This window comes from Bacteroides sp. AM07-18 (assembly GCF_003602695.1).
GTDB lineage: Bacteria > Bacteroidota > Bacteroidia > Bacteroidales > Bacteroidaceae > Bacteroides > Bacteroides uniformis.
Genome location: NZ_QTLM01000002.1, coordinates 285,994 through 298,185 on the forward strand (window position 1 = coordinate 285,994; position 12,192 = coordinate 298,185).

13 protein-coding genes are annotated in these 12,192 nt (G+C 47.8%); 2 read left to right on the forward strand and 11 right to left on the reverse strand.

Annotated features, from left to right (window positions below; all coding sequences use genetic code 11):
* Window positions 1-34 precede the first annotated feature (34 nt).
* From DW096_RS04770 to DW096_RS04800, 7 genes are all read right to left on the reverse strand, one after another.
* The gene (locus DW096_RS04770) at window positions 35-1,150 is read right to left on the reverse strand and encodes a site-specific integrase (RefSeq protein WP_032575809.1); all 1,116 of its coding nucleotides are present in this window, start codon (window positions 1,148-1,150) and stop codon (window positions 35-37) included.
* A gap of 117 nt (window positions 1,151-1,267) precedes the next feature.
* Entirely contained in the window at window positions 1,268-2,146 is an 879-nt protein-coding gene (locus DW096_RS04775; RefSeq protein WP_117867183.1) for a helix-turn-helix domain-containing protein, read from the reverse strand.
* Between the two features lie 260 nt (window positions 2,147-2,406).
* Window positions 2,407-3,801 carry a tRNA uridine-5-carboxymethylaminomethyl(34) synthesis GTPase MnmE gene (gene mnmE / locus DW096_RS04780; RefSeq protein WP_044468225.1) on the reverse strand — a complete coding sequence of 465 codons (1,395 nt, stop codon included), beginning with the start codon at window positions 3,799-3,801 and terminating at the stop codon, window positions 2,407-2,409.
* 281 nt (window positions 3,802-4,082) lie between these two features.
* Window positions 4,083-4,961, reverse strand: coding sequence for a nucleoside phosphorylase (locus DW096_RS04785; protein ID WP_009036776.1), 879 nt, complete (start codon window positions 4,959-4,961; stop codon window positions 4,083-4,085).
* Window positions 4,962-5,054: 93 nt separating this feature from the next.
* Window positions 5,055-6,056, reverse strand: coding sequence for a flotillin-like protein FloA (gene floA / locus DW096_RS04790; RefSeq protein ID WP_005826863.1), 1,002 nt, complete (start codon window positions 6,054-6,056; stop codon window positions 5,055-5,057).
* Window positions 6,057-6,104: 48 nt separating this feature from the next.
* Window positions 6,105-6,575: an NfeD family protein gene (locus DW096_RS04795; RefSeq protein WP_005826862.1), complete on the reverse strand. Its 471-nt coding sequence runs from the start codon at window positions 6,573-6,575 to the stop codon at window positions 6,105-6,107.
* Between the two features lie 8 nt (window positions 6,576-6,583).
* Window positions 6,584-8,014, reverse strand: a complete 1,431-nt coding sequence (locus DW096_RS04800) for a M48 family metallopeptidase (RefSeq protein ID WP_117652917.1) — start codon at window positions 8,012-8,014, stop codon at window positions 6,584-6,586.
* Window positions 8,015-8,180: 166 nt separating this feature from the next.
* Between DW096_RS04800 and DW096_RS04805 the strand changes: the two genes are divergently transcribed.
* Together DW096_RS04805 and DW096_RS04810 are read left to right on the forward strand one after the other, a co-directional pair.
* A complete protein-coding gene (locus DW096_RS04805) occupies window positions 8,181-8,930 on the forward strand; it encodes an ATP-binding protein (RefSeq protein ID WP_005826857.1) in 750 nt (249 codons plus the stop codon).
* Window positions 8,931-8,951: 21 nt separating this feature from the next.
* Window positions 8,952-9,320 (forward strand): DMT family protein, encoded by a 369-nt coding sequence (locus DW096_RS04810; RefSeq protein WP_118930929.1) that lies wholly within the window; start codon window positions 8,952-8,954, stop codon window positions 9,318-9,320.
* Window positions 9,321-9,341: 21 nt separating this feature from the next.
* On the opposite strand, the gene DW096_RS04815 is transcribed toward DW096_RS04810, so the two are convergent.
* The 4 genes from DW096_RS04815 to DW096_RS04830 are packed head-to-tail and all read right to left on the reverse strand — an operon-like array spanning window position 9,342 to window position 12,192.
* On the reverse strand, window positions 9,342-10,358 hold the full coding sequence (locus DW096_RS04815; RefSeq protein ID WP_005826854.1) for an FAD:protein FMN transferase: 1,017 nt from the start codon (window positions 10,356-10,358) through the stop codon (window positions 9,342-9,344).
* A 26-nt stretch (window positions 10,359-10,384) separates the two neighbouring features.
* Window positions 10,385-10,963, reverse strand: coding sequence for a manganese efflux pump MntP family protein (locus DW096_RS04820; protein WP_005826852.1), 579 nt, complete (start codon window positions 10,961-10,963; stop codon window positions 10,385-10,387).
* Between the two features lie 7 nt (window positions 10,964-10,970).
* Entirely contained in the window at window positions 10,971-11,738 is a 768-nt protein-coding gene (locus DW096_RS04825; RefSeq protein ID WP_009036778.1) for a DUF6048 family protein, read from the reverse strand.
* Window positions 11,707-12,192, reverse strand: coding sequence for a DUF6452 family protein (locus tag DW096_RS04830; protein ID WP_005826848.1), 486 nt, complete (start codon window positions 12,190-12,192; stop codon window positions 11,707-11,709). Before DW096_RS04830 ends, DW096_RS04825 begins: the two co-directional genes overlap by 32 nt.

The following is a 12,192-nucleotide window of genomic DNA, read 5'->3' on the forward strand; positions in this document are numbered from 1 at the left end:
ACTCTGACCGCAGAAATCGAGGACAAAGCAGCTGTCAGTCTTGCCGTGTCAGGGTAATTTTCTTGCTGGCTTCACGTTTGTTGGCATCCACGACTTTGATATACCTTTGCGTGGTGGTGATACTCTTGTGCGCCATGATGCTCTGTATGGTGCGGATGTCCGTTCCGGCAGCTGCTTGTAGCGTTGCAAATGTTCTACGATACGAGTGAAATGTTATGTTCTTGGTAATTCCGGCAGAACGAATCCACTCTTTCATCGGTATTTGCGTCCAGCTACGCATAAGCCCCTTGAATACCAAACCTTTCTTTTCAGAACTATAGCCAATCAATCCCAAAGCTTCTTCACTGATGGGAATGATGTCTTCCGCCTTGTTCTTTTGCGTAATGATGTGTACGCATTTTCCTCCGGCAGAATAGTCCACGATGTCTTCCCAACATAGCGAGAGAATGTCACTGATGCGCAAGCTGGTCATACAGGAAAACAGCGATGCCGTTTTCAGAATAGGCTTCTTACAAGGTGTCTCGGCCAATTTGTACAGTTCCTCAACAGACAGGGCCTCTTTCATTACATCTTCTGTCTCTATCTTTTCCAAGAAGTCATTGACATTGGTCTTTATCATCCCATTACGGTAGAGTATTTTCAGGAAACCTCTGAAAGTAGACCAATATCCTGATGCGGAGTTCCGTGTGATACGTCCGTTACGCCTTAGCTTCTTGGCATTCAGCAGATATTCCCGAAACTTGTTACAGAGGTCGATGTCAATCTCTTCAAAGGTGCATTTGCCATGTACGAAGTTATTGAAATGCAGATAGACAAACTCCCATTTCTGGTCATGCTTACGGAGCTGCTTGCGATAATACTCCAGAAAGTCTGCCTTGAGTTTGTACTTGTCAAAGAAGTCATACCGTTCATTGACTACCGACTCGAACCTGCGGCAACGGATGGCTTCGGCTTTCTCGGTCATTACCTCGTTGAAATTCTGTTCACGTTTGTTCCTCGGATTGGCATAGATATAAATACCAAGCGATTCATGACGGATAACTTTCATTGTCTCTTTGTCTCGATACCCCGGATAATAATCCAGATAGAAAGACATCATCCTGCCTTTTAGCGGACGTGTCCTTAATGTCACGGTCTTGCATTCATGCATAATGTTATATTTTTATGGTTATTATTAATTCGTCGGCGAAACTCTATAATGTAGTCATGCAGATTACCTACAGCAGGGATTAATTTTTGAATAATTTACGGATAGCCATAAATTAGACTATTTGCGGGCACCCATTACCCGGTCAAACTCCACTTTCAGGAATCTGACGAACCGTCCGTTCTTCTCCCGGTTGATCTGATGGAATTGCAGAATACCGTAAACCGAATCACGAGAGAGTTTGAATTTCTCCATCGCCTCCTTGACGGTGTAGTATTCCGCCTTGCTCTCCTGTTCGGAACTCTTCGAGAGGTCGAAGTGGAGCTTTGAGTAGAATATCTGCCCATGCTCTTTCTTGGAGGGAATGTTGTCCCGATACACTTGCGAACGGATGGCGACACGTGTCATACCGTACTTCTCCTGAATCTCTTCCGGTGTGTACCATTCAGTAAGGTCGGAATCTACCTCGTATTTGGCAAAGGCAGCATCGATATGTTTCTTGCTGTAATAGTTGAACTGGCGGATTCTCACTTTCGGCACTTTATGTTGCCGAGTGTAAGTCCACACCCATTTGGCGTTGACCTTATATTTTTCCGCAATCTCTTCGGCTGTGTAATACTCGGAGATGTTGAAGTCGTTTTTCGCAACCAGTCGTTCGTAAGGTTTGCTTTTGAGCATTAACTCTATGTCTGCACGCCTTACCAAAGCCATTCTTCCGCTAATTCGGGATGCTCTAAGTTTATCCTCTTTGACTAATTTATAAATGTACTGACGACTCACACCCATCAATCGGGCAGCCTGCGAAAAAGTGAAATATTCTTGTTTCTCCAAACTGGAGCGCAACTCCTGCATTTCCTGAATATGGCGCAGTTCCATTTTGCGCTCCTTGATACGATGTTTGTAACCTCGCTTCGAGCATTGAGGGCTACAATAACAGGTCGTTGTTTTCTGTGCAATGAATGGTTTTCCGCACCATTGACAAATTCTCTTTACTTCCATATTTCTATATCATTTTCTTTGTTTTTTAATTTCCCTTTTTGTCTACACATGTAAACCATTGTCAACACACGTCAACTAATGCGTCACTGTGACATTCGGGCTAACCGTGAATTTGTGTCGCGGTAGAAATATGATAGAAAAATATGGATAAAAACCGTTACTTCCAAATACGGATTGGAAAGTGTTAAAATAGAAAAGTCGCTGAAATACAGCGACTTTGTTCTGAATGGTTATAGTTGGTTATGGCAGATTCTAAGCCATCACTTGCCGATGCAAAAATGTTCAAAAATATTCCCAAGTACCATGTCGTTCGTAACTTCCCCCGCAATATCGCTTAGATGGAAAATACATTCGCGGATATCTTGTGAAACAAAATCTCCGGATAGATTTTCTGCTAGCCCTTGTTGGACCCGGTGGATGGCTTCCAAGGCATGGGTCAAAGCCTCGTAGTGGCGTATATTCGTGACAATGACATCGTTTTGGGTAACCGTGGGCAGGTTAGCGGCAGAGATTAGCATTTGCTGAAGCTTGTCGAGGTTGGTACGCCCTTTGGCAGAGATGGAGATGCATTGCACATTAGTAGCGGCCAGGGTGAAACTGGGGGTGAGGATGGTTGAGGCATCCTGCACCAGATCGGCCTTGTTGAATACGAGAATGAGCCGTTTCCCTTCGCAACGGGGAAGTATCTGGGCAGTTAGTTGTGGTATCCGTGAGACGGCATTCGTGGCATCAACTACCCAGAGCACGATTTCCGCCTGCTCCAATTTCTGGAAGGTTCGCTCAATTCCTAGGCTCTCGATGGTGTCGCTCGTTTCGCGTATGCCTGCCGTATCAATAAACCGGAAAGTTATCCCGCCAAGATTGACTGTGTCTTCTATCACATCTCGGGTTGTCCCGTGTATGTCGCTTACAATGGCTCGTTCCTCGTTTAGTAGTGCATTCAGCAGGGTGGATTTACCAGCATTCGTTTCGCCGATGATGGCTACGGGCACACCGTTCTTGATGGCATTGCCTACACTGAAGGATTGTACTAAACGGGAAATTACCTGCTCTATGCCGTCTGCTAGGAGACATAGCTCGGAGCGGTCTGCAAATTCCAGTTCTTCGTGGTCGCTGAAGTCCAGCTCCAGTTCTATGAGTGATGTGAAGTGCAGCAATTGGTCGCGTAGTGAGGCCAGCTCTTTACTGAACCCACCGCGCATTTGGCTCATGGCGAGGCGGTGAGTGGCGGCAGAGGTGGAGGCGATGAGGTCGGCCACGGCTTCGGCCTGGCTTAGGTCCATTTTGCCGCCCAAGAAGGCCCGTTGCGTGTACTCACCGGGAGCGGCCAGGCGGCAACCATTACCGATGAGCAGTTGCAACACCTTCTGAAGAATATAGCTCGAACCGTGGCACATGATTTCCGTGCTATCCTCGCCCGTGTACGAGTGGGGGGCACGGAATAAGCTTACAAGTACTTCGTCTATGATGTTTTCTTCTTCATGGATATGACCGAAGGTAAGTGTGTATGGCTTGGCATCCTTCAGCTTCTTCCCCTTCCGGGCAGGGGTAAATATGCGGGATGTTATCTCTATGGCATCCGGTCCGGAGACACGGATGCATCCTATGGCTCCCCCTTGGGCGGTGGCTATGGCACAAATGGTATCTTGGTTCATTTTATCCGGCTTATTTTTATTCAGCAAAGATAATGGTTTCTTTACAAAAAAGAGAGATGGTGATTCAACTTATGGGCTTTTATCGTAACTTTGTGCAAATCGATAATGGATAGATGCTTATAAAGCCTAATCCGCCTCTGTGCCCATTGTGGGTATAGCAGGACATTGCTACACTATACAGACCAGCAACGGGCACGTCAGGCAGGATGTGATGAAGTCATTACTAAACCTTACTCCTAGGATTGGCTGAAGGAAAGGGAGGAGCATTTCTTGAAGGATACTTAGATACGGTCGAGTACTGTTTTGATAAGAGTATCTATCGTATTTTTGTATCCCGTGTTCGCTTCTTTTATCAGGCGGTTGGCAATGACCATGCATACCGTCATGGCCTTGTGCCCCATCAGACGGCTCAAGCCTGCCAGGGCAGAACTTTCCATCTCGAAGTTGGTAATACGGTAGCCGTTGTATTCAAATTTTTCAATCTTCTCATTCTGATGTGGGTCGGCAAGCGGCACGCGTAACTCGCGTCCTTGAGGTCCGAAGAAGCCCCCGGCGGCAATCGTTACGCCACGTACCATGTCGTTTTGTGCGATGCGGTCTATCAGTTCAGTGCTTGCATCAATGACGTAGGGGGCAGGGGCACACATGTTGCCGGACCATCCCATATGGTTGAGGAAGGCACGCTCCATGGGCAGGTCGCACACGGAGTTGCGTCCGGCATAGAAGTTGAGCAGCCCATCGAAACCAATGGACTTTTCAGAACATACAAATGTACCCACCGGAGTGTAGGGTTGCAAGCCGCCGCAGGTGCCGATACGTACCAGCTCAAGGCTACGTAGGCGGGGCTTTTCTTCGCGCGTCTCGAAGTCGATGTTTGCCAGGGCATCCAGTTCGTTCATCACGATATCGATGTTGTCACATCCGATACCGGTGGAAACCACCGTAATACGTTTCCCCTGGTAAGTACCGGTGATAGTCTTGAACTCGCGGCTTTCCACTTCACATTCCTTGTTCTCGAAATGGGAGGCAACCAGTGCCACCCGTCCGGGGTCGCCTACCAAGATGACTTTATCTGCCAGCCATTCGGGCTTTACGTGAAGATGAAATACAGAACCGTCTTCATTGATGATCAGTTCGGAAGAGGCGAAATATTTCTTCATATGCTTGAGGCTTTAATCTTTTGTTTATAAATAGAAACGCCGGGAACCGATTCTTGTTCACCGGTTCCGGCGTTTCGTCAGTTACTTTCCGGGTTATTTACTCAACGGCTGGCTGGTATTGCCCGTCGTCGGTTTGGCAATGTTTTCGCGCATGGAAGTGTCGGCTTCTATATTCTTCATCCGGTAATAGTCCATGATACCCAGATTGCCGTTGCGGAATGCTTCGGCCATGGCCTTGGGTACTTCCGCTTCTGCCTCGATAACTTTGGCACGGGCTTCCTGGGCTTTTGCCTTCATTTCCTGCTCTGTGGCTACGGCCATGGCGCGGCGTTCCTCTGCCTTGGCTTGAGCAATGTTCTTGTCGGCATTGGCTTGGTCTATCTGCAGGGCGGCACCGATATTCTTACCTATGTCAATATCAGCAATGTCAATGGACAGAATTTCGAATGCTGTTCCGGCATCCAACCCCTTGCGCAATACCAGTTTGGAGATAGAATCCGGATTCTCCAATACAGACTTATGATTCTCTGACGAACCGATGGAAGACACAATACCCTCGCCTACACGGGCCAGAATCGTGTCTTCTCCGGCACCTCCCACCAATTGGCGGATATTGGCGCGCACCGTTACACGGGCCTTGGCAATCAGCTGGATACCGTCTTTGGCAACAGCTGTCACGGGAGGAGTGTCAATTACTTTGGGGTTAACGGACATCTGTACGGCTTCGAATACGTCACGGCCGGCAAGGTCGATGGCGGTTGCCATCTGGAACGGCAGCTCGATATTGGCTTTAGAGGCGGATACCAGTGCGTGTACCACCCGCTCTACGTGACCTCCGGCAAGGTAGTGCGCTTCCAGTTCGTCGCGCGTGATGTTTTGCAATCCTGCTTTATGAGCTTCAATCATGCCGGGCACAATGATATAAGGAGGAACATTACGGATACGCATCAGGAAAAGTTGTACCAGCGAGATGTTTACTCCCGATACTTTGGCAGACAGCCACAAGAAGAACGGTACATAATGGAAGAAAAGTACCAGGAAGATAATGCCTCCTATAATGAGGAAGGCGGTTAAATACATTGTGCTTGGATCCATGAGATTAAATATTAATTGTTAGTTATAAATAGGTTGATTCCTGAAATTTCACTGCTTGAGCCGTTCCACTAAGAGGACTCCGTCGGCAATACGGTCTACGATAATCGGAGTCTTTTCGTTCAGGAAGCCGTCTGATGACTTTACTTCCACGATGTCTCCGTTGATTTCGGCATAGCCGATAAGAGCCAGGCGAGTAGTGGTTACGCCTATATCACCTACCTTGACTTTTTCCTCGGCACTACGGTCTACTTTGGAGGTGATGTTTTTTTTCAATGCAATTTTGTCGAGTGTCTTGGAGCGCATGAACCATACCAACGAGCCGATACAAGCCAGGGCAGATATGATAAGCGTAATGACACCTGCCGTGGTACCCATATAGGCAAAGGCATAGTAGTTGGCAAAGATGATGCAACCTCCTGCCAGAAAACCGGCAACGCTGATGCCCGGAATTACGAATAATTCCACTAAGAACAAGATTACTGCTCCTATAATCAATGAGGCGATAATGAGTATATCCATAGTTGTCTTTATTTGGTGGCTTGTTTTTCCAGGTTGCGCACTTGAATGGCAGTCTGCTCCATCTCAGTGGACAATTGCCGTACACGTTGCTCCAGGTCGAGGATGGCGGCGGACATCTTGTCCTTTTCCTGCTTGTTGGCTCGGGAGTATTCCGAACGCATATCTTCCAGTTTCTCCTGCAGTTGTTTGTAGCTCTGCTCCAGCTGATTGTATTTGCCATACGAGGCTTTGGCCTGTGGGGAGCGGAAATCGTCCAGCTGGTAGTAGGTGGAGTGGTCGTCAATGATGAATTGGAAATCATGCTTCTTGGTAGTCCGCGGCTTTGCGTTGGCAGCAGTCCGAAGCCTTTCTCGGGCGCCCTTTACCGCATCGGTGTCCGTCCATGTGTCCTTGATAGAGTGAAGTTGCGCCAATGATATCATCTTGTCCGGGTCCATCCCTTCGTAGTTGTACACTTGCTTGGATGAGTTGGGAATGAATACATAGATACACACTTTGCCTTCGGGCTGGTAGCGGTCGGAGGCAAACCATCCCAAGTCGTTGAATTCGTCGATGACGTACATATAGTCGTTGTAGGGCGAATTGAACGGCATGCCCACATTTTCCGGCATCAGATAGGAGTCGGTATTCGTATTGTAACGGGTGACGAAAATGTCATATCCTCCCATCGAGCCAGGGCCATCCGAAGCATAGTAGATAGTGATACCGTCCGTAAGTACATAGGGATAGTCTGCATTCATGGCCTCATTGATGCTTCCGGGCAACAAGCTGCCATCACTCCATTTGTCCAGCAACTTGTTGCGCGAAAGGATACTGAGGGTGCTGTCCGGTTGCATTTCGCTATAATATAGTTTATTGCCCAGCTCCGTTTCGTATACCGTTCCGCCTTCCTTACCGGAATCATTGAAGTAGGTGTCGTACATGAACAGCTTGCCCGATTCGGGGCTGATTTTGTATGCATCCAGGAATTTTTCCTTGTCTACCACAAAGCTGTCGATGAAGCAGACCTCTTCCACGCCTTTCAGCATGCGCAAGTTGGATTTGCTTTTTTCCAATAATTGTTCGGCCTCTTCGGTGGAGCGTTTTCTCTTTCTCAGGTCGGAAATGTAGGTCTCATAAGTCTCGATGGCTTCTTCGAACCGATATAAATCATTGTATGCCCGGGCCAAATAGAGTTGCCCGCTGGGGACGCGTCTCTTGACGGCGCTTTCCAGGTGTTTCAAGGCTTCTGCGGGTTCGCCGGTTTCCAGGCAACATACACCGTACCATAGGTTGTAATTTCCATTGCCAGATTGTGTTTTGACGAGTTTTTTGAAGGCGGGCTTGGCTTCTTCGTATTCTCCCTTCTCGTACAAGGCTTTGGCTTCTGCCAGGCTTTGTGCGGAAATTGTTATGCTCAAAAGGCCGAATAGAAAGAAAAGGATATATTTTTTATTCATATTGATACATGCTGATTTGTTCAGAAGGTCAAAAATACAAATTTATCGTGAATAAAGCTGGTTTCCGTAATTCTATTTTGTTAATTCTTCTTTAAATCGTTCTTTTGCCTTACTTTTGCAACCGGAAGAGCTATAATTCATAACTTATAACTCATAACTCGTATCAATGGCACGATTTACTGAAGAAGAAAAGATGTTGCGCCGCATAGACAAGCGGTTTAGCAAAGGTGTGGTGGAATATGGGCTGATAGAGGACGGCGATAAGATTCTTATCGGGCTTTCGGGAGGCAAGGACTCTTTGGCGCTGGTGGAATTGTTGGCACGGCGTGCCCGTGTCTATAAACCCCGTTTTTCCGTTGTCGCCGTACATGTAGTGATGAAGAATATACCTTATCAAAGCGATGTGGACTATCTGAGGGAGTACGTAGAGTCGTGGGGAGTGCCTTTTGTTCTCTTTGAAACGGAGTTTGATGCCACGACAGATACCCGCAAGTCTCCTTGTTTTCTTTGCTCTTGGAATAGGCGGAAGGCATTGTTTACCGTAGCCAAGGAGCAGGGATGCAATAAAATCGCGTTAGGCCATCACATGGATGATATTCTGGAGACCTTGCTGATGAATATCACCTATCAGGGAGCGTTCAGCTCTATGCCCCCCCGGCTGGTAATGAAGAAGTTTGATATGACGATTATCCGTCCGATGTGTCTGGTACATGAGGCGGATTTGATGGAGTTGGCGCAAGTGAGGGGGTATCGTAAGCAGGTGAAGAATTGTCCGTATGAGTCACAATCCAGTCGTAGTGCAATGAAAGGCATTCTGAAACAGTTGGAGGAAATGAATCCTGAGGCACGCTATAGTCTATGGGGGAGTATGACGAATGTGCAAGAGGAATTGCTGCCTGCAATCATTAATCATTAATCACTAATCATTAATCACTATATGAAAGCATTTTATACCATTTTGCTATTGATTGTATCTAATATTTTCATGACGTTTGCCTGGTATGGGCATCTGAAGCTACAAGAGATAAAAGTCATCTCCAACTGGCCGTTGTATGCCGTGGTGCTGTTTTCCTGGGTAATAGCTTTGGCAGAGTATTCTTGCCAGGTTCCGGCCAATCGGATAGGCTTTTTAGGCAATGGAGGCCCGTTCTCATTGATGCAACTCAAAGTGATTCAGGAAGTAATCACTTTGATTATCTTTACGGTGTTCACAACGGTTCTTTTCAAGGGGGAAACGCTGCATTGGAATCATTTTGCCGCTTTTGTATGTCTGGTACTGGCGGTATATTTTGTATTTTATAAATGATGGGTTAATCGCATTTGCACATTATTTCATATACTTCTCCATTCCTTTTGTTAAGAACGTTTGAAGCTTTCCTTCTTCATCCGTATAAATGAAACAGGCGTCGATATCCGGATGTGCATCCGCCACGCGTTCTGCTTCTTCCAGCCCCATCACCATGAATGCCGTGGCATAGGCGTCTGCACTCATGCAATCTTTGGCAATGACGGTGGCTGACAAGATGCTGTGCTGTACCGGATAGCCGGTACGCGGGTCGATGGTATGCGCATATTTCTTTCCGTCTTTATAGTAGTAGTTGCGATAATTGCCCGATGTAGCCATGCCTAAATCCGTGACTAGCAGCACTGCTTGCAGTTCCTGGTTCACTGCCAGTGAGTCGTCTATCGGCTTGTTCAAACCGATGCGCCAAGGTCCATTTTGAGGGTTTTGCCCGTGAACAACCACTTCTCCGCCTATATCGACCATAAAGTTGCGGATACCCTTCTTCTTCAGAAGTTGGGCTATGACATCTACTGCATATCCTTTTGCCACAGCGCTGCACGAGAGCATTATACGCGAGTCTGTTTTCACCACTTTCCCTTCATCGGACAATTTTACTTTTTCGTATCCTGTCATCTCCAGCAGGCTGTCTATCATGGCAGAGTCGGGGAAGTTACCCTTCTTGAACCCAAATCCCCAGGCATTGGCAAGAGGGGCAACGGTGATATCGAAGGCACCATCGGTCTCCCGGGAGATTTCCATGCTACGTCGGAAGACGTTGGTAAAGAATGTGTCGGGCACAATGTCCTCGTTGCGGTTGATGCGCGTAATGGTCGCCGTGTCATTGAAAGGGGACAAGGAACCGTCGAAACGTTTGAGTTCCGCTTCTATCTCCGCCTTCAGATTTTGGTCACATTGATAAGTCACTTTATATACCGTACCGAATATCAGTCCGTTATCCGTCTGATAAGGAGTGACTTGGTTGTGGCGGGCAAGTATCCAGATGGTTCCCAGTACCAGTAGGGCAATCCATAAAAAATTCCGTTGTACTTTCTTTTCCATATCCTATCTGAGTTTTTACTTTTTAATTAAAAGAAGAGATGCTCTACCAATATCTTGGTACCGATGATGACGAGGATAATCCCTCCCCAAAGTTCGGCGCGCAGTCTGCGGGCTATGCCACATCCGAAACGGATGCCGAACATCAGGCCGACCATCGACAAGGCGAATGATACAAAACCGATAATGCCGATGGGGGAAAGAATAGCCGAGAATTGCTTGATACCGAGGAATGCAAACGAAACACCTACCGCCAATGCATCGATGCTGGTTGCCACGGCCAGAGCGAGCACCACCTTCAGGCTGGTAGGGTCATACTCGTGCTTGCAATCTTCGTCCTTGAAGGATTCCATTATCATGCGTCCGCCCAGGAAGGCAAGGATACCGAATGCAATCCAATGGTCAATACTTTCTATCAGGTGGCTGAAAAAACTGGCGCCTATCCATCCCAGCAGAGGCATCAAAGCCTGGAAAAAGCCGAAGCTGATGGCCATCACCAGCATAGGGCGCAGCCGGGCGCGTTTCAATATAATTCCGCTGGCTATAGAAACGGCGAAACAATCCATCGCAAGTCCTACGGCCAGTAGCCAAATCTCTAACCCTGTCATAAGTCGCTTAAAGAGGTAGTTTATAAGTTATCGTATAGGTTACTCCCATCGTGTTGGAGCCATATTTCCCGAAACCGGGCACATACCACGGGTCACCGTATTCATCGGCCGAGGCGGACAATTTGAACTTGAAGCGTAGTGACCAGCCCATGTACAATGCCTTCCAGACGTGCGCCCGGATACCGACACAAAATTCCGCCCATTGCATGGAGCCTTTCATTCCTTTATGGTTATAGGGCAGGCTGCCTCCCCATATCTCGTCGTCCAGATTCGGATTGCCTACGATGCCACCGTATATCGGGTCGTCCAGTCCCAAGGCGTCTACATCGTACTTGAAGCTACTTACACCGTAACGCAAGCCTACGAGTAGCATGTGTCCGTGCTGCTTCTTGTATAGCGTGTTATAGTCCATTCCTATGCGGAAGTAGGGGGCATTGCTTTTGTAGTGTATGCCTTTGTCACTCCAGGTGTCCGTGGAGCCATATCCCAATTCGGCAATAGGGAAGAAGCGGTTCTTGAGGTTTACGTCCACGGATACTTCGGAACTCAGGAAATCTCCTCCAAATACGGAACTTCCGATTCCCCACAAGTCCAAGCCGACGGACATGCCGTTGTATAACGGATAGTGCACTTCTTCTTTCGCGTCCTTCTTCTCCTTCTTGGGAGGTGCTCCCTGGGGGGGGACGGTAGGATTCCCGTTCTGCGCCCGTAGGGGGAGGAACATCAGCAGGCAGAGTGCCAGACTAATAGAATAACTTAAGATTTTCCTTTCCATAGATGCCTGCTTCATTGTCTTTGATGTATATCGAGTCCAGAGAGATGCGGGTGCACGTTACGCTTGTGATGGCCTGCTTCATCTGATAGCCGCAATCCATCGATAGGAAATAGGGGGTGTTGGTGTGGCGTATCACCATCGTGTCACTCTTGGTCCGGCTATACTTGAATATCAGCTTGGTGGAATCCTCCGTATAGCGCAGTGGCAGGGAGATGTCGTGTACCTTCTTCTGGTTGTTGATGATGATGGAGTCGGTGCCGTATGCTGTGACGGTGAGCGAGTCGAGCGTGTCGTTCTCCACGTATTGGGTTTCGGGGTCTACTCTATAAAGAATGCAATTCACCATGGGGCGTGCCGTCATGGAGCAATCTGCCTCCTCCGAGCAGGAGATAGCTATGCTTATTATCGGGCAAAGGACAGCTCCGAGTATGACAAGTCTGACTAATTTTTTCAT